16 protein-coding genes and 1 tRNA gene are annotated in these 18,611 nt (G+C 44.5%); 6 read left to right on the top strand and 11 right to left on the bottom strand.

Annotation, left to right across the window (positions count from 1 at the left end):
* Window positions 1–3: 3 nt before the first annotated feature.
* A complete protein-coding gene (locus tag ACDQ55_RS01820; protein WP_420979328.1) occupies window positions 4–1,083 on the bottom strand; it encodes an efflux RND transporter periplasmic adaptor subunit in 1,080 nt (359 codons plus the stop codon).
* 458 nt (window positions 1,084–1,541) lie between these two features.
* Here ACDQ55_RS01820 and ACDQ55_RS01815 point away from each other — a divergent pair, with 458 nt between their 5' ends.
* From ACDQ55_RS01815 to rnc, 3 genes are all read left to right on the top strand, one after another.
* The gene (locus ACDQ55_RS01815) at window positions 1,542–1,778 is read left to right on the top strand and encodes an acyl carrier protein (RefSeq protein WP_012788038.1); all 237 of its coding nucleotides are present in this window, start codon (window positions 1,542–1,544) and stop codon (window positions 1,776–1,778) included.
* Between the two features lie 23 nt (window positions 1,779–1,801).
* Window positions 1,802–3,055 (top strand): beta-ketoacyl-ACP synthase II, encoded by a 1,254-nt coding sequence (gene fabF, locus ACDQ55_RS01810; protein WP_420979327.1) that lies wholly within the window; start codon window positions 1,802–1,804, stop codon window positions 3,053–3,055.
* A gap of 82 nt (window positions 3,056–3,137) precedes the next feature.
* Entirely contained in the window at window positions 3,138–3,788 is a 651-nt protein-coding gene (gene rnc, locus ACDQ55_RS01805) for a ribonuclease III (protein WP_420979326.1), read from the top strand.
* Between the two features lie 70 nt (window positions 3,789–3,858).
* Here the strand turns inward: rnc and ACDQ55_RS01800 are convergent, their stop codons facing one another.
* From ACDQ55_RS01800 to ACDQ55_RS01770, 7 genes are all read right to left on the bottom strand, one after another.
* Window positions 3,859–4,818, bottom strand: a complete 960-nt coding sequence (locus ACDQ55_RS01800) for a helix-turn-helix transcriptional regulator (protein WP_420979324.1) — start codon at window positions 4,816–4,818, stop codon at window positions 3,859–3,861.
* Window positions 4,819–5,120: 302 nt separating this feature from the next.
* Entirely contained in the window at window positions 5,121–6,155 is a 1,035-nt protein-coding gene (cydB, locus tag ACDQ55_RS01795) for a cytochrome d ubiquinol oxidase subunit II (RefSeq protein ID WP_420979322.1), read from the bottom strand.
* A 4-nt stretch (window positions 6,156–6,159) separates the two neighbouring features.
* Window positions 6,160–7,551 (bottom strand): cytochrome ubiquinol oxidase subunit I, encoded by a 1,392-nt coding sequence (locus ACDQ55_RS01790; protein WP_420979321.1) that lies wholly within the window; start codon window positions 7,549–7,551, stop codon window positions 6,160–6,162.
* A gap of 228 nt (window positions 7,552–7,779) precedes the next feature.
* Window positions 7,780–11,169, bottom strand: coding sequence for an ATP-binding protein (locus ACDQ55_RS01785; RefSeq protein ID WP_420979320.1), 3,390 nt, complete (start codon window positions 11,167–11,169; stop codon window positions 7,780–7,782).
* Window positions 11,150–11,743, bottom strand: a complete 594-nt coding sequence (locus ACDQ55_RS01780; protein WP_420979319.1) for a DUF4194 domain-containing protein — start codon at window positions 11,741–11,743, stop codon at window positions 11,150–11,152. Before ACDQ55_RS01780 ends, ACDQ55_RS01785 begins: the two co-directional genes overlap by 20 nt.
* A gap of 3 nt (window positions 11,744–11,746) precedes the next feature.
* Complete coding sequence (locus tag ACDQ55_RS01775; RefSeq protein WP_420979318.1) at window positions 11,747–13,210, bottom strand: DUF3375 domain-containing protein; 1,464 nt, start codon at window positions 13,208–13,210, stop codon at window positions 11,747–11,749.
* A 52-nt stretch (window positions 13,211–13,262) separates the two neighbouring features.
* Complete coding sequence (locus tag ACDQ55_RS01770; RefSeq protein ID WP_420979317.1) at window positions 13,263–14,168, bottom strand: bestrophin family protein; 906 nt, start codon at window positions 14,166–14,168, stop codon at window positions 13,263–13,265.
* Between the two features lie 254 nt (window positions 14,169–14,422).
* On the opposite strand from ACDQ55_RS01770, the gene ACDQ55_RS01765 reads away from it, so the two are divergent.
* Complete coding sequence (locus ACDQ55_RS01765; RefSeq protein WP_420979316.1) at window positions 14,423–15,040, top strand: redoxin domain-containing protein; 618 nt, start codon at window positions 14,423–14,425, stop codon at window positions 15,038–15,040.
* Between the two features lie 14 nt (window positions 15,041–15,054).
* Here the strand turns inward: ACDQ55_RS01765 and ACDQ55_RS01760 are convergent, their stop codons facing one another.
* Window positions 15,055–15,654, bottom strand: a complete 600-nt coding sequence (locus tag ACDQ55_RS01760; RefSeq protein WP_420979315.1) for a methyltransferase domain-containing protein — start codon at window positions 15,652–15,654, stop codon at window positions 15,055–15,057.
* Between the two features lie 602 nt (window positions 15,655–16,256).
* Here ACDQ55_RS01760 and ACDQ55_RS01755 point away from each other — a divergent pair.
* Entirely contained in the window at window positions 16,257–16,949 is a 693-nt protein-coding gene (locus ACDQ55_RS01755) for a response regulator transcription factor (RefSeq protein WP_420979314.1), read from the top strand.
* A gap of 162 nt (window positions 16,950–17,111) precedes the next feature.
* On the top strand, window positions 17,112–17,501 hold the full coding sequence (gene tssD / locus ACDQ55_RS01750) for a type VI secretion system tube protein TssD (protein WP_420979313.1): 390 nt from the start codon (window positions 17,112–17,114) through the stop codon (window positions 17,499–17,501).
* Window positions 17,502–17,714: 213 nt separating this feature from the next.
* On the opposite strand, the gene ACDQ55_RS01745 is transcribed toward tssD, so the two are convergent.
* Together ACDQ55_RS01745 and aqpZ are read right to left on the bottom strand one after the other, a co-directional pair.
* A tRNA-Ser gene (locus ACDQ55_RS01745) sits at window positions 17,715–17,801 on the bottom strand.
* Between the two features lie 91 nt (window positions 17,802–17,892).
* Window positions 17,893–18,585 carry an aquaporin Z gene (gene aqpZ, locus ACDQ55_RS01740; RefSeq protein WP_420979312.1) on the bottom strand — a complete coding sequence of 231 codons (693 nt, stop codon included), beginning with the start codon at window positions 18,583–18,585 and terminating at the stop codon, window positions 17,893–17,895.
* Window positions 18,586–18,611 lie beyond the last annotated feature (26 nt).

Here is an 18,611-nt window from a genome sequence, read left to right as displayed (position 1 = left end):
TTGTTATTGTATTTTATTATACTTCAATGGCATACCTGGTTTCAACTGGAGGATACCGGTGGTAATAACGGTATCGCCAGGTTGTAATCCATTGGTGATTTGCACTGTACTTTCTGTGCGGAGGCCTGTTTCTACTACTACAAACTTTGCTTTACCCTCGCTGGCAACGATCACATTTTTGTTCCGGGTGCCTGGAATAACGGCCTGGGAAGGGATCATCATGGCATCCGGGAGGTCTTTAAGTATAATTTTTACTTTGGCAAAAGATCCCGGGAACAGTACGCTGCTGCTATTGGGAACAATGGCGCGCAATTTCACTGTACGGGTGGTAAGGTCTATTTTTGGATCGATGGCATAGATGCTACCTTTATATTCTTTATTGTCGCCGGCTACATAGAAATTTACCTGATCGCCGTTTTTAATGGCATTGCGATATTTTTCTGCTACCGCGAAATCCATTTTCAGGGGATCTATTTGTTGGAGCGTAGTGATCACGGAGGCAGAAGACATGATAGCGCCTTCGCTTACGTTCCGGAGACCCAGTTTCCCACTGAAGGGAGCGCGGAGCTCTGTTTTCTGGAGTTGGGTTTGGGTATATTCCATATCTGCCTGGTAAGCGCTTACCTGGTTACGGGTAACATCTACATCCTGTTGGCTGATACCATTTATTTTGAGCAGGTTTTCCTGGCGTTCGAGTGTAGTTTTGGCCAGTTGTTGCTGCAATTTCAGCTTTTGTAATTGCGCTTTCAGGTCTTCATCGTATAATTTTACGAGGAGATCGCCTTTACGGACGCTGGTACCTTCCTTAAAATAAAGGTGCGTGATGCGGCCATTGATTTCCGGTTTAACTTCCACTTCCTCATTGCTTTGGAGTGTACCGCTTGCTTCAATGGTTTGGTCGAGCTGGGAAGTTTTTACCACCCAGGCATCTGTAAGCAGGGTTTTGCTTCCGCCTTTTCGGCCGGGAGCGGCAGGTTCTCCTTCCGCTTTATTGACGGCAATTTTCTTGTAAATGAGAAATATTACAGTACCGGCTGCGGCCAATAATACTATTGAGCGAATGGTCTTTTTGGTGATGGCCATATTCTTTGTATATATTTTTCTGAGTGTTTTGTGTATAGGTATATCTGCGGCGTAGAAATAAGGTAATGTAAAAAGTACCCTATCCCATAAGCCGAACAAATTTAAGCATTGACGGGGCTGGTTGCTCCGAATGACTGTTAATTAGCGTTAATAGTTTAGATAAGTGGTGAAAATGGCGGTTGAATGGAGATATTTATCGATTTATATATTTTACTGGGAGGGAATGGCTTTCTTGACCTTAAAAACCCGACTTTTGTGCTAAAATATGCAAATCTGTAAACCGACCAATATCAAAATTATATAAATTCTTTTATTAACAAAGCTGTGAATATGTTTACTGTATTGGGTTTGGTGGGATTGTCCCCCTCGACATACCTTTAAAATTTGGTCTATCTGTTGGCAATTCAATAAAAATTATATTTTTGCAGTCAAGTTTTAAACCAAAAACACTTAAAATTATGTCAGACATTGCATCAAGAGTTAAAAAGATCATCATTGACAAATTGGGCGTTGACGAAGCCGAGGTAACTCCTGAAGCCAGCTTCACCAACGACTTAGGCGCTGACTCTTTGGATACGGTAGAACTGATTATGGAATTCGAAAAAGAATTCAACATCTCCATTCCTGACGAACAAGCTGAAACTATTACTACTGTTGGCCAGGCAGTTGCTTACCTGGAAGAACATGTAAAATAATCCTACTAATCAGAATTGTTTTAATGCAACCAAGACGAGTTGTCGTTACAGGTTTAGGCGCTCTTACACCGCTCGGCAATACCGTTGCCGATTTCTGGCAAGGTTTGACGAACGGTGTATCCGGCGCGGATTATATCAAGCAATTTGACGCTTCCAAGTTCAAAACCCGTTTTGCTTGTGAACTGAAAAATTTTGATCCTGCTAACTACCTGGACAAAAAGGAGGCCCGTAAGATGGACCCCTTTACCCAAACGGCTGTAATTGCCGCAGATCAGGCAATACTAGATGCCAATATTAATAAAGATAAGGTCAATGCCGACCGAGTTGGAGTAATATGGGGTACTGGTGTTGGAGGTATGATCAATTTTAGTCGTGAGCTGAAAGAATTTCATACTGGGGATGGTACTCCCCGTTTTAGTCCTTTTTTGATTCCCAGGCTTATTCTTGATATTGCTGCCGGATATATTTCTATCCGTCATGGTTTCAGGGGGCCTAACTTTTCTGTTGTATCGGCTTGTGCTTCTGCTACCAATGCGATAATAGAGGCCATGTACAGTATCCGTTACGGTAAAACAGATATGGTGATCACCGGAGGATCAGAAAATGTGATCAACGAGCCTTGTGTAGGTGGATTTAACGCCATGAAGGCTTTATCAGAAAGGAATGATGACCCTAAAACTGCTTCCCGGCCTTTTGACCTTGACCGTGATGGTTTTGTGATGGGGGAAGGAGCAGGTGCGCTGGTGCTAGAATCTTTAGAACATGCACTGGAGAGAGGGGCCAAGATATATGCAGAGCTAGCCGGCGGCGGCGCTACCGCAGATGCATATCACATTACAGCACCACACCCGGAAGGCTTAGGTGCTTTAAATGTAATGCGTAATGCTTTGGCAGATGCCGAAATGCAGGCCAGCGAAATTGATTACATCAACGTTCACGGTACTTCCACTCCGTTGGGAGATATTGCCGAAGTAAAAGCCATTCAGCACGTTTTTGAAGAGCATGCATATCAATTAAATATCAGCTCTACAAAATCTATGACAGGTCACTTACTCGGGGCTGCCGGCGCCGTTGAATCCATAGCCGTAATTATGTCTATCATCGATGGCATAGTTCCTCCTACGATCAACCACTTTACTGACGACCCGCAGTTAGACCCGAAACTGAATTTTACTTTCAATATCGCACAGAAAAGAGAAGTACGCGCTGCATTATCCAATACCTTTGGGTTTGGAGGGCATAATGCCTCCGTTATTTTCAAAAAATTTGTTCCTTGATCTTGATTGTGTGAATTTACTGCCAGGTTTTTTATATCGACTTGTTTCCAAAAAACGGCACTTATATAAAGAGCTGCATAACTTGCTAGGATTTCCTCCCGGTAACTTTGCCCTTTATGAAGTGGCCTTGAGCCATCGTTCCAGTAAAGAAAAATTCCTGGAAAGCAACGAAAGGCTGGAATACCTCGGTGACGCCATTCTCGGCGCCATTGTGGGGGATTATCTCTTTAAAAAATACCCTTACAAAACAGAAGGGTATTTAACCGAGATGCGATCAAAGATCGTAAACCGCCAGCAGCTAAATGATATCGCTATCAAAATGGGCTTGCGTAAACTCACCATCTACGATAAATACAACAGCTTTCTCAAAATAAGCCAGATATTCGGTAATACCCTGGAAGCCCTTGTAGGCGCCGTTTATCTGGATCGCGGGTACAACAAAACCCAACAGTTTGTACACAAACGTATCATTATGCCTTACATTGATATGGAACTGCTGGAAACCGTGGAAATGAATCATAAAAACAAACTTTACGGCTGGGCCAACAAAAATGGCAAAACCCTCGAATTTGAACTGCTCGAAGAACAGATGGACAACGGCCGGCGTATTTTTACCGTTGGCGCGGTGGTAGACGGGGAGCTCATCTGCAGCGGTAAAGCCTTTAATAAAAAAGATGCCAGCCAGATCGCTGCACAACAAGCTATTATACAACTGGGCCTCAGCGATGGCTGATAAGAGGACGCTTGACTTCTCCTTTAAAATTTCAGCCCTTACCTCAGGCACGTATAAACGAAATAAAAAATCAGGTATAGTGCTGATATAATGTTGTTGCCAAATCTACCATCATGGTTTTAAGTTCTTGAGGCTGAATCACTTCTGCACGATTACCGAACATGGTTAGCCAGCGGGCAAAATAGTCGAGGGAGGACTGAAGAAAGGTTAATTCTGTTTTATCGCCGTTTACTTTCTCTTCCATAAGGCCAAAATAGTATTTCTGTTCTCGGGCATAGCGTACTACTTCATTGTCCAAGGTTATTTTTACGAGAAAGGTTTTTTCTTTGGTATTATTCCGCTGTTGTTCCAGGTATTCCTGAAGGGAGATATGTTTGTTTTTCCGATAAGTGTCTGATAGTAAGCTGAGTTTACGTATCCGGTCTATCCGGAAATCACGGTAGCCTTGCCGAAGCCGGCAGAAGGCGATCAGATGCCAATGGTGCCCCAGGTGGAAAATGCCGATCGGCTCCACTTCCCGGCGGGTGGCTACTTCATCTTGCAGGGAAAAATATTCCATACTAATCACTTGCGTCATACCCAGCGCTTGCTGGATATCCGTGAGAAAGCGGTTAGGGAACTGGTCGTTAGTGGTATGGGGGTGATAGCGTAAAACGGCGATATGCTCTTCCAGTGATTCCAGGTAATCTTTTTCAGCGCCCCGGAGCACGGAACGTATTTTTTCCATTGCGAGGCTGAATTGTCTTCTGTTGCTGAGATCGCTGAATTGCTCCATCAGTTTCTCTCCTGTTAATAAGGCAGCAGCCTCTTCCCGGGAAAACATGACGGGAGGCAGATGATAACCTTCCACGATATAATAACCCGTGCCAGCTTCTGCGCCAATAGGTACGCCAGCTTCCTGAAGGGCTTTTACATCACGGTATACCGTTCTCAAACTGATATTGAAGCGGTCCGCAATTTCGGCGGCCTTTACTACCTTTTTGCCTTGTAATTGTATAAGGATGGCGGTTAAACGGTCAATACGGTTCATGAAAAAGTTGGATTCTGGATGCTAATTTCGGCTGCTGAAAATTATTTTCAGATTTTTTTTTATTTCGTTTAAACTTTAATCAAAGTGCATGGTCTTAAATATGTACATCTCCTGATAACATAGAGAATATGATGAAAATTGATAAACGGTGATTTTCGGGAGATCTTAAAGACAATGCTACAGTACAGAATATAGGTTAAATGGTAAGTCCCTGCAATTTTTTGCGGGGACCTGTTTTTTTAGCTGGTGGTAGTAAAGAGCCCCGCATCGTTAATGCAAAGAAAGTGTTTAGTTATTTACTGCTAATAGCTCATTTCGTTCAGCTTCACTTTACCACGGAATGTCCAAAAAAGAAAAGTAGTATACCCAATTACCATAGGAGTGCCAATGGCAGCAATCACCAACATAATCTTTAATGATTTTGCAGAAGAAGCTGCCTCGTAGATACTGATACTATAAGCTGGATCTATATTAGAAATAACAATATTTGGGTATAATCCAAGGGCAAATAGGATCAGTAAACAGGCTGTAATAATGCAAGAATAGAGGAAGGCGGTATAATACCGGCGGGCGTCAATATTTCTCTTTATATTCAGTACGATGAGTACTGCCAGCATGGGTAGTAAAAATAATTCCGGATGGGATTTAAATTGATGTGTCATATGGGGTACATAAATAAGTGTAGCCATAGACGTTAATATGAAGCAGAGAATAAAAAATCTGCTGCAATTGTTTACGATAACAGTAAGCTTTGCATATAGCCGGTTCTCTGTTTTCATGACCAGGTAAATGGAGCCGTGCAGCATAAACAACGACAGGGTGGTAATAGCAATTAATATAGCATACGGATTAAAGAAGGTAAGCAGGTTACCTGTAAAGTCATGCGTTTTATTAATAGGTAAACCATGGATGAGGTTTCCCAGTATCAAACCGAGCAATAGTGTAATACCGGTACTGGAAATGGTGTAACTAATATCCCACATTTTGCGCCACCATTTCCAGGGTTCCTTACTTCTGAATTCTATGGAGATGGCACGAAAAATAAGTGCTACGAGGAATAGCATAAAAGGTATATAGAAGGTAGACAATATCTCGCCATATACTAACGGAAAGCCTGCAAATAGTGCACCACCGGCAATTACCAGCCATACTTCATTGCCATCCCATACAGGACCTATGGCATTGAGCACCAGGCGCCTGCTTTCTTCCTTATTAAAAAAAAGATGTAATGCCCCTGCTCCCAGGTCGAAGCCATCGAGTACGCCATAACCGGTAATTAATCCGCCAATAACTAAAAACCACCAGGTAGGAAGATCCAGTCCGAGAATTGTTTCCATGCTGTTATAATTTTGTGGGGTGATAAGTAAGATTATCCTTGTAATATCCTTCGTATTCTGTGTCTGCGTCGTCTGATATATCCGGTCCATGCTGTATTTTCCGTGTCAGCAGATATATGAACAGGGCAAACAGCAACATATACACCAGTGTAAATAATACGAGTGAAAACACCACCTCGTCTGCTGTTACCTTGTGGGACAGGGCATCGGAAGTGCGGAGCAGTTTGTATACGACCCAGGGTTGCCGGCCTACTTCCGCAGTATACCAACCTACCTGGTTGGCAATTTGCGGCAGTAATACTGCCCACGTGAAAATCATCATCAGCCAGCGTTGGTTGAAGAGTTTTTTTCTCCATAAAAGTACCAGGGCCAGAAGGGTAAGGGCGATCAGTATCATGCCGATAGAGATCATCAGGTGGTACATCTGGAAAACAAAGTTCACCGCCTGGGGCCTGTCGGCGGGAGGCGTAGCGTTCAGGCCTTCTACCGGTGCAGAAAAGCTGCCATGGGTAAGGAAAGAAAGGCCTCCAGGGATCTTGATGCCCGAGGTTTTTTCTTGTTTATTATCTACCCAACCTACCAGGTACATAGGTGCTACTGCTGAACTATCATAATGGCCCTCCATGGCGGCCAGCTTGGTAGGTTGGTATTTACTGACATAATGTGCAGACCGGTGACCGGTAAAGAGCTGCAATAGCGCAGCGATCACGGCTACGCTTAACCCTACTTTGAACATGGTTTGTGCATGGATTACAAAACGTTTTTTTAGCACATACCAGGCGGCCACACTCATCACCAGGAAAGAACCTGCCAGAAAGGCGCCGATAATTACATGGGAGAAACGGTCTACAGAAGAAGGATTCAGGATCATGGCCCAAAAGTCTGTTACTACAGCACGGGCCTGCAGGTCGTGCCCTTCAATGCGGAAGCCTGTTGGCGTTTGCTGCCAGGAATTGGCAATTACAATCCATAAGGCGGAAAAAATGGAGCCTAAGGCTACCATACAGGTAGAAAAGAAATGTACGCCTTTATTAACGCGGTTCCAGCCAAACAACAATACACCCAGGAAAGCGGATTCCATCGCAAAGGCAAAGATGCCTTCTGCTGCCAGCGCACTGCCAAAGATATCCCCTACATAGTGGGAATAGGTGGCCCAGTTGGTCCCGAATTCAAATTCCATGATAATTCCTGTGGCTACGCCAATGCCAAATATCAGGGCAAAAATCTTGATCCAGTAGCGGGTAATATCCTTATAAAGGGCCAGGCCGGTTTTAAGGTACAGCCCTTCCATAATGACCAAACAGAGCCCTAACCCTATGCTCAGAGGAGGGTAGATGTAATGGAATGCAATTGTGAATGCAAATTGTATCCTGGATAGTATTTCTACAGAAGGCATAATGATGAATTATTGATGCAAAGGTAGCAGGTGATGGTATCCATGAAACTGATGTTTGTCATGTATTGATAAAAATATAATGCATTCATCGCCTTAACAAGTTAATAACCCATTTATCAACTAGTTTTCACTATCTTGAAACAATAATTTAGTGTAATGGTTTACTTGGTATAACGTCCTGCCACATTGTGCAGGACGTTTATATTTTTACCAGATCAACTTCCTTCCTTAAGACATCACTGCCATCGACTCAAATTCCTTCTTTCTGTCGCGGTATTCTTCCATTGTAAAGTTATATACTACAGAATCGCGTTTATTTTTATTGGCTACAAAGTGGCAGGCATGGATATATGGTTCAGCGATATTCAGTTTATCCAGTGGCGTTACTACCAGTAACTGCAGGTTTAGCTGGCCGCAATATTCCATGAGGTAATGGCTTTTTTCAGGGTCCAGTTTACTGAATGCTTCATCTACTGTAATAAAGCGCAGGCTGCGGTGTTGCCGGTTAGCCTCGTTGATGCCGAACTGGTAGGCAATGGCTGCTCCCAGAATGGTGTAGGTGAACTGGGCTTTCTCTCCGCCGGAGAGGCTGGCGGTATCTTCGTAATATTTGAAGGCGCGGTTGTCTGCAAGGTAGAATTCTTTCGCGCCGAAGTCCAACCAATTGCGTACATCTGTTACCTTGCGCCGCCAAGCTTCATTCTGTTGTAATTCATCGATCAGTAATTTGATGTTTTCGAACAGTTGATCGCCATAGGCATTATCTTTCTCCATATGGTATTTATAGGAGTCCGGTACTGCGTTGCTGAGTTTTTCTTTGAAGTTCCGGATTTCTATGTCGCGTACGTGGCGGCATTCCAATTGCAGGTAGGTATCTGGGTTTTTATTGAAGGTGATGTTGCGTAAAGGTTCGTTCAGGTCTTCCATCACTTCACGGATAAGGTCTTCCTGTCCGTATATCCATGCACGATAGTTAGTGATCGCATTGAGCATACTGGTGTCCATATATTTACGGAAGCGTTCCTTATGTTCAATCAGTCGCTGGTATTTGATTCGTTCGTACAGGGAGGTGAATTCATCCAGGTATTTTACGTGTGGCTGGAGGTCTGTAACGTCGCCTAACCAATCTGGGAACGTATCGTGAATAGCTTTTGGAGGCATTACAAAAGCAGCCAGTTGGCGGGTAATTTCTGCTTCCTTATCGGCGGATTGCCGGATGGCTTCATTGAGGGAGGTTTTCAGGCTTTCATCTGCTTTTTTACGATGGGCAGCCAGTTGTACCGCTGTTTCGGCTGTTTCGGTGATGGCCAGGTCCGATAGGTATTCTATAGCGCGTTGCTGCGCGTTGTCGTCCAGTATATTCACCCGTAGTTGTTTAACATAGCGTAGCTTTTCGCCGGCTTTATCGTCTAAACGGCCTTTCTCCTGCAAGATTCTTTCTTTCTCCTGCTCTTTGGCTGCAATCAGGGCAGCGGCGTCATCGAGCTGTTCGCAGATCACCTGGTACTTATCGCTGGTTTGCAGTAACAGGGTCTTTTCCCTGGAGAAGGATTCAATGACTTCGGCATGTAATTGCCAGCTGATCTCTGCATAGTTGCGCAAAGACAGGAAAGCGCTGAGGAAGGAATGATTACCGGCAATGCCTTTGCGGGCAGTTTCCAACTGGGCAATGCTATGTTGCAGCAGTGCAATGTTGGCATTGCATTCGTCCTGTTCTTCTTTCAACAGGCGGAGTTTATTCTTATTATTCCAGCCCAGTACGTAGTTGTTCTTTTGGGAGCGGTTGGGACGGTCGTCTTTTTCGTGACGTGTAGCCTGCCGCGTTAGTCCATTAGAAGTAACTGCTTTCCTGGCCTGGTTAAATACCTTCATGTCGTCGGTACAGGTATAATCGAACTGGTCCAGCAGTTGTTCCATCAGCCATTCCTTAAACTCCGTACCTGGCTTGAGGTCTATCTTCTGCAACAGGCTTTCCTGTTCGGTAGGCATGCGGAGCATGGTATAGGAGCGGTTTTCGACCTTATGGTATACCAGCCGCGTTTGTAGGTTGTTTTCGTTGATATAACGGTTGATATCCGTGATATACCCTTCGGGTACCAGCAGGCGTAGTGCAAAGTTGTGGAGCACTTTTTCGATGGCATTTTCCCAGTGGCCTTCTTTATCTTTTACCTTGATCAGCTCTCCGGCAAAAGGAAGGTCATCTTCTGCAATATCCAGCATATCAGTTAATTGTTGCCGGATGCGTATCAGTTCGTAGGGAATATTATTTTTCCGGTTGAGGAAGGAATCTATTTCTTCTTCCAGTTTGGTGGCCTGGGTTCTTTCGGCAGTCAGGCTACTTTTGTGATGGAAGATTTCTTCCTGTAAGGAATCCAGTTGTTTATCGAGGTTGCCCAGTTGTTTTTCTGCCTGGGCAATGTTTTCATGGAACTGTTGTTCATCGGGTGTACCCGTGAGTTGCAGGCGTTCGGCGAGTTTGTTATACTCGTCCATTTTATTGCGTTTTGCTTCCAGCGATTTTTGTTCGTAGTGAATGGTTTTTTCGATGGAGCGGAGTTGTTCATCTACGCTGTTGTTGGCTTTTTGCGCAATCAGCTCATCTTTGCGGAGCTGCAGCGATTTTAATTGCTCGTTAACAGCAATCAGGGTGCTGGCAGTAACTTCCTGTTCTTGTTGCAGGGCATGCAGTTCTTTTTCCAGGATATCTTTTTCCTGTTTGTTGAACCAGGTTGGCAGGGTATCTTGTAGGGACTGCAGTTCCCGGTTTTTTTCCTGTATCGCCAGCCAGGAGCTGCGATTTTCGATGATAGGTTCCAGCATTTTCAGCTGGGTTTCATCTTTCTGTATGGCGCGATGGCTGGTGAGCAGGCTATCGTAGTTTTCACGCAATTTCAGAAATTCGTTTTCGCTGTCTGTTTCTTCCAGCATTTGACCGCGGATAAAGGTATTGAGATCGCCCAATACTTTGATGCCCACGGTTTGGTTAAAGAGCGACAAGGCTTTTTCACTTCTCAGGCCGAAGATGTTACTGAATAAGGCTGCGTACTCCTTGAAGCTATCGGTAATTTCTGTTTTTGGAAATTCTACGCGTAGCTTCTTTTTCCAGTCACCTTTCAAATCAAACTTACCATTGCCGAAGTGGTCGTTGATATTGAGTTTATGGGGTGATACAATGTATTGGCGTTTCATTTCGCCGGCATACCATCTTACTTGCACCAAAGTGATCTGGTGCATAGTAGCAGCGTTGTAGAAGTACGCCAGTAATACGGAGTAAGGATTGGTTTCCTTGTGCCGGAGCTGGTCTGTTTTGGATTGTTGGGACTCTTCAGAGAATGTTTTACCGTAGTATCCCCAGAAATAGGATTCTTCTCCCCTGTCGCGGCGTTGTTCTGTACCGGACGATTGGTTGTAGAACCTTTTGCCGGCTGGTACCAGCAGGGTAAGGAGGGCATCTATCAGGGTAGTTTTTCCGCTTCCGTTGGCGCCGGTGAGCAAAGAAGTATTACCGTTGGTATTGATGCGATATATTTTGTTGTGAAAGGTACCCCAGTTGTATATTTCAAAATATTGCAACCGGAATCCACTTTCTTTTGAGTCGCTATTGAACAGGGTGGACATGCAGTTTTAATTTTGATTTTATTTCTTCCAGTTTTTCGTTATTCACCAATGCTTTGATGATCCTTTTTACCTCGTATTGATGCAGTTCCTTGTTGGTAGCGTCTTCCCGGGTAGTTTTCAGTATGCCTACGTTGAGCAGGCTATTGATAGGTTTATTGAGATCTTTGAGCAATTTGGATTTATTGTGCCGTTCTTTGAAGAAGAGGGCGAGCCTTTCCTTGATCTCTTTTTGGGTTAGGAAAAGGCGGGTACCATTGCCTTTCAGGTCAAATTCGTCTAGTGCTTCCCGTAGTACAATGCAAAGCAGGGTGGCTTCGTAGGTAAGCCTTGTTTTGCGCATCAGCCGGGGTAGTGGTTTGTCGCTGCTACTGTCGTCTGTTTCTGGTTGTACGATGCGGGCAAATCCGTCGGACTCGCTGATGACCAGTTGCAATCCTGTTTGCTGTAGGTATTTGCTGAGCTCTGTTTGCCATCCCAGCAGGTCTTTCCAATAAGATTTGTCTTCTTCGTATATGGGTCCCTGCATCAGTTTCAGGAACACGTGTGCAAAGGGGGATATATTTTTCTCGGCCATAATTTAGTTTTGAGCATTAGTGAACAGCACCATGGGCATATTGATAGTGCGGTTGCCCAGCATTACCGGGTCTGGGGTTTCCAGGATAATGTGGTGGGAAGACTGGCTGGCGATAGAGAAATAGGTGATCAGTTCTGTGAGGCCTTTTTCGGCGCCATATACTTCCACCAGCTCTTTCAGGCTTACCTGTTTTTTATTTTCCAGTTGGGCAGTAATGCGGTTTTCGAGCAATGCGCGGTCTATATTGAAGTGGTTAAATAATGCGTTGAGATCGGTATCGGAGAAGTCGGAACCGCCGATGCCTTCAGGGAATTCCACCTGTACGTTCGGTTTTTTCTCGTCGGCCATGTCCCAGCGGTCCAGCAGATCCAGTTCCGGATCGCTTTCAAGGGTGATAAAAAATTCTTCACCAGGCGGGGCATCGAGAGTTTGGAAGGCCATTTGCCTGATTTCGTTGATGAGCTCCATGGCTTTGCGGCGGTCGGTGAGATTAGTTTCACTGAGTACGCGGCTTAATTTATCGCTTAGTTTTTTATTGGCGTCAATTACTTTTTTTCCGGAAGCATGGAGGAATTGTTTGAGCTTTTTCAGGAAGCGGTCGTTTTTGTGTTCAATGTTCCGTTCTTCCAGTAGCTCGTAGAGTTTTTCTATGAGCTCCCGCATTTCATCCTGTTTATTTTCATCCATCAGGAACTGCCAGAAGGAATAGAAACTTTTTCCCTGGTCTTTTTGCCGCAGGGCTTCGAAGGCATCCAGGGTATAGGCTAGCAGGGCGCCTTTGGCGATATCCCTTTCACTTTGCTTACGGTATATTTCCTGGGTAATCTGTTCAAAATTCTGTTCTACTTCCTTGAAATCGCTTAGCAGCTCGCGCGACATCCGGTTTACATCGTAAAAGCGTTCTTTGATCTGGGTATCATCAAATACCTGTACTTTTCCCGTGAGCGTGATCGCTTTTATTTCCTGTTCAATTTCAAATTTCTTTCTTTCCAGTTCCTGTATCCTTTGTTTGGGATCTTTATTGCTTTGGTCTATCAGCTCTTTGAGCTTAGAGAAGATATCTTTGAAACGGCTTTCTGTGCCCACAAACTCACGTTTTTGGAGCGTGGATACCCAGTGCATCACTTTTTCCATATCGCTGCTTAGCTCATGTATATCTACGCCATCGTCGTCGGGGTATTTACGTAGGAAACCTTTATTGCTCCATTGCTCGATATATTTCCGGGCTTTTTCATCGTCGTTGTCCAGGAGGCTGCCTGCATCAATTTCGTCGTCTGTTGCCCGGTAACCGGTAACGCCCAGGTAGTCAGACAAGCGGGTTACCAGTTCCACATTGGGAATGGTAGTATGGTTTTTTTCCTTGAAGGTGTAATGAAAAAATGACAGCATCATTGGCGCGCTACGTGCCCGGAGTATTTTGAGTGTTACAGACTGGGCATATAGATTACATAATTGGTCATACGTCATAGTGTAAAAATAAGGAAATAATGAATAGTAGTGCGTACTTACGGCGTTGCTGTTACATGATATATAATCCATCCATCCGGGGTTGTACCGGTGTGGGCACGGGTTCGTCGCCCAGCATTTCAATAACATTGATTTCTATGTTACGGGAGATGTGATCCAGCGGGATGGCCATGGGCTGAAAATGAAAGGGGTTCATGAGGGTGATGCCATTCAAGTGGGAGGTATGGAATATAAATCCAAACATCCAGCCGAAGGGAATGGACCAGGCGCCAATGGATTCTACCGACGTAAGCGTGTTCATAATTACATAAATCCAGATGAACATCTGGGTAAAAAATACATAACTGGTAGGAAATACGGTGTTCTTGATTCGCTCCGACTGGCCCATGCTGTCGCAATGCTTTACTATGAGCTGGTTTAGCTCGAGGAAACGGAATCCGTCTATAGTGCCGGCATCGCGGAGCAATTGCAGGTCGCGGGTTTGCATGGTGAGGATGGCGTTAGGGATATTGCTTTCTTTTTGCGCGTCTATGATTTCCTCCTGGGTAAGGTAGCGGGTATAATAATCGTCGGGCCGTTTGCGTAGGGAAGTTTTAAGGGCGTAGATAAATGCCAGGTGGCGGTATATCATATGGCGGACCAATGCTATCAGCACCGGATCGGTAGTGGTATTATAATAAAGCATACTGCGGGCCCACGACCGGGAATCATTTACCAGTGAGCCCCATATTTTACGGGCTTCCCACCAGCGGTCATAGGCCTGGCTGTTGGTAAAGCCGATAAAAAAAGCGAGGGAAGTACCCAATACACTGGTTAGGGCCAGGGGAACGGCTACCTGCGCCTTTAACCAGTAAGTGTCGAGGAAATATACTACTGTACAGCATCCCAGCAGCATAAGGTCTACCTTCCAGGTGTAGAAAAAGATCTGACTGATTGGTAATGAGTGTTTCAGTAGCATAAGATATACTAGTTATTTTAATTATATGAAATGATACTGCATTGCATATCAACAATAACGGGGATACGGATTTATTGTTTAACCAGAGAGCTGCCCTTGGGGTTTTAGTATGAATGCGATTTATACCAGATTCTATTAGTCTATAAATTTAGTAGGGTAATTGATAAAATCTCTCTATATTTGCTTTATCAGACAACAAAGTATTTACCAACCTATAACATTGGCTTTTTTGCAACCATTAAAAAAGTTTAATTATGTCAACATTATACAGATATGCCGACTTCCTGACCAGTCCTATACCAGAAAATTTTCCTAGTCCGGTTACTAATAGAGAGAAGATCAATCCAATAGTGGCGGATAGTTTCTTTCCTGAGTTTTTTATCGAGGAATCGCAGGTGATCACTGGTGGGCCATTATTTCCGCAGCTCAAGCAGGGTGCTTCTTTAAACACTTTAACGGAGCGGCCGTTGGTGATCGCTTTTTATTCTTGGCATTGGAATGCCTATGGCGATCGCTTGCTGGAGCAGCTAAAGAACAGTTATGCGGCCATAGAAGGGGCTGGAGCGCGTTTGTTGGTATTGTCTAGTGAAGATAAGCAGCATTTTGCCCGCGTTCATCCGGAAGCATTGCCCTTTGATGTAGTATATGATGCGCAGCACCGCATTGCCCGGAAGGTGGGCATTTATAGAGAATCTGATCCGATCTGGGGCCGTGTATCCGGAGTGGATGCAGATGTGCCGGTGGCGGCTATATACCTGGTAACACCTTCGCGGGAAGTAAGCTATGCGTTTATCGACTTGTATTTGCAAGAAACTTTCTCTGCAGCCGGTTTGCTGGAGCTTATTGGTAAGAAGTTGGCTATCAGCGCCTGAAGGCAAGGGATAGCCTATCTTCTGATCCACATTTTCAGCATCAGGTCGGCTGAAGCATCCACTATCTGAAAACACGGAGGCACTTCATCTTCCAGGCTGTGGAAGGTAACCAGCCGGGTGCCGCTTGCGGTTTTTTCCAGCTCCCGGAATAAGTACCGGCAGTAGTAATTGTATATAGAAGTAGCAAATTCCACCTGGTTGTCTATGTGATCTTCGTCTGTGAGGTTTTCAAAGAAAGCATTATAGAAATAAAACCCATCAAACCCGGACAGATCTATCTGGGTAAAGTTTCCATGCATAAAGCAGGCGTTATGTGCCTGGGTAGCTGCTTTAGCTTCCAGGGCATATTTGTGCAGCTCCAGACGTTGTTCTATTCCATAAAATGTGGATTCCGGGAAGAAGCGGGCGCCCACCAGGCAAAATTTACCTACACCGCTGCCAATGTCCAGGACCTTTTTCCCTGGTTGATGGGCAAGAAAACGGGCAGCTGTTTTGGCGATGCTCAGCGGTGTCCAGTGCCGTCTTGAAAGTTGCTGTATCTTTTCCGGATACAACCAGTCGAAAGCGGCATCATTTACGTAGCAATTGGGCTTTAAGTAAGTTGAATTTTGCATGGAGCTGCAAAGGTACGTATTTACCGTAAGCCTTGCTACAGAAAAGTCTGGATCGGCTATAAAACGATAGTTGTAGGAAGTACTGGTACCGGGTATCTGCTCAGGGTACCGGTAGGGAATACCGCTAGTTGGGTCAGATAATCATATGAATAAAATTGCCAACAATTGTGTTCGTTTATTCGTTAAAGTTATAGTATTTTATGCGGATTTACTTCGTCAAATTGCTTGACTATTTTAGGATGATTTACACCTGGATTTCGATTGCATGAATGGCGTGAGAGCCGCGTTGTGTAAGAGGTACACGAAGTTGTTGAATATTTTTAGAAAGTAAAATAGGAAGCAAAAAAATACCCACATTTAGGTATTTGATTACCTTGTGCTTTCACCTATATTTGCAGTAACGATTGACGTCTAAATTTTTTTCTATATAAAAAGTCATCCGCCTGATTTTATCAGTCACTGTATTTTCTATCCCCAAAAAAGGGTCTCTTCTCCGGAAATGGGACCCTTCCTTATTTTTACCTACCTTTGTTTTCCAGAGCATCTAATAGTATCAACCATCACACAGAAGAGCATTCCTATACAAGATTTATTTCAGGTACATGATTGAGCACACTGAATTTAATAATACAGGGTCCGGCCTCGACGAAAAGCTGAACGCTTTAAGGGCGTTGGAAGAAGAGCTTCCGGTAGTTGTTATAGTGATGAATGTGTTGAAGAATTATGTGGAGTATATGTCGCCGCGGGGATGTAGCTACCTGGGAGTTACGCCGGAAGCACTCCGTGAGCTGGGCTCCCGTTATTATGAAACTTTCTTTAATCCACACGACGTAGTAGATTATCTGCCCAAGGTTATTGCCATGTTGGATGCTCCGCCGGAGGCTAATATGGTGGTTACCTTTTTTCAACAGGTAAAAACCGCTACTTCCCGCAATTGGCTATGGCATCTGGGTACCTCCCGTGTATTTGTGCGCGATGGCGCCGGTCGCCCTACTCATATTATTACCTGTGCTACCCCTATCGATCCGTTATGTCATGTTACCAGTAAAGTAAATCGCCTGCTGGAAGAAAATAACTTTCTGCGGAGGAACCAGCATATCTTCACCTCCCTTACGAAACGGGAAAAGGAAATCCTCCGTCTCATGGCCCTGGGATGCAGCGCGGCGGAAATTGCCCAACAAACCAGCATCTCAGAAAAAACGGCCGTTACCCATCGCCGGAATATTAAGGCAAAAATAGGCGCCCAATCCAGTTATGATCTCACCAGTTTTGCCCAGGCATTTGATCTTATTTAAGTATCTATTATAGATAGCTTCAAAATCTTAACCGTATGGCATAGCCGTACAGAAAAATGGCTGCAAATTTTCTGCATATAGGCAGAAAGGTGTATTTTCATGCTGTAACCATATTTTTGACGTCTCTTGCGCCTTGCAATGGGCTTTGTTAACCAATTAACCATGTCTTTTAAAGCCGTTCTCAACATCGATGGAGAAGAAATGAATATCCTCGAATGCAGTTTTTCATTTACCCAAAACACAGATCATAATGGTAAGCCCGCGGCCCGTCCTCAAGGGGGCACTATTCACCTGCTGATCGAATCTGCGGGGGAAACCAGTTTGTTCGACTGGATGATCTCCAATACACAAACTAAAAATGGCAGCATTACTTTTTTCCGGCGGGATGCTATGTCCAGGTTGAAAGAATTAAAATTTACAGATGCCTATTGTGTAGCATACAAAGAATCGTTCAACGCTTCTAATGAACAACCGCTGCAAATTCAACTTACTTTGTCTTCCCGGGAAGTGAAGCTAAATAATTCCACTTATCAGAATCCATGGCCTGCATAGCCGGAAAACGGGCTGGTACAGTTTTGTCTTTGCCAGCCCGCTTTTCTTTGATGATTGTTTTTAAAATGAAGGATCTATGTTGATCCGGCATTTCTCTATTAGCTGGCCAGAGCTGGGGCTGTTAAAATCCTTACCTATAGCAGATAAAAGAATATTAATCTCTTTAAAACAAAAAAGCCCTGATAACTTTCGTTACCAGAGCTTTAAAGCTTGCGGAGAAGAAGGGATTCGAACCCTTGATAGGCTTTCACCTATACACACTTTCCAGGCGTGCCAGTTCAACCACTCCTGCACTTCTCCATGATTATCTTTTGCTGAATTTAGCGGAAGGGTTGATTTTCCAATTCAGGGTTGCAAAGATAATCCTTTAGTTTGTATTTCAAAGAAAAACTTAATTTTTATCGTATAATTTCCAGATGCCCCCGCCTAAAAGACCACCTACAATGGGACCTACAATAAACACCCAAAGATGGGACAGCGCCTCTCCGCCTACGAAAATAGCCGGGCCAATGCTGCGGGCGGGGTTTACGGATACACCGGTAATGGGGATACCTACAATGTGGATGAGGGTGAGGCTGAGGCCAATGGCCAGGCCCGCGAATTTGCCGTTAGCGTTGTTTTTGCTGGTACTGCCATGTACTACTACCAGAAAAAGGGCAGTGAACACAATTTCTGCTACCAGGCCGCTGATCAGTGAGTAATGGTCCGGCGAGCCATCTTCTACACCATCGGCTCCCAGCCCATTGGCGGCCAGGCTATAATCGGGGTTCCCTTGTGCAATAAAGTAAAGCAAGGCAGAAGCTATGATAGCTCCTAATATCTGGGCTACAATATAGGCACCGGTGTCTTTGGCGGATATTTTACCGGTAGACCATAAGGAGATCGTAATAGCAGGGTTCAGATGACAACCGGAAATATGGCCTACTGCATAGGCCATGGCGACTACTGACAATCCAAATGCAAAAGCAATACCCAGGAATCCAACATGCGCTCCGGCTATTACTGCTGCGCCAGTGCCCATAAATACCAATACAAAAGTCCCAAAGCATTCTGCAATAAATTTCTGCGATAAAGCAACTGTCATAGCGAGATGAATTTTGTGGTGATGAG

The organism is Chitinophaga sp. 30R24 (assembly GCF_049056765.1).
In the GTDB taxonomy this organism is placed as follows: Bacteria; Bacteroidota; Bacteroidia; order Chitinophagales; family Chitinophagaceae; genus Chitinophaga.
Note: the sequence above shows the minus strand (reverse complement) of the source record. Positions and strands in the feature narration are given on the sequence as shown.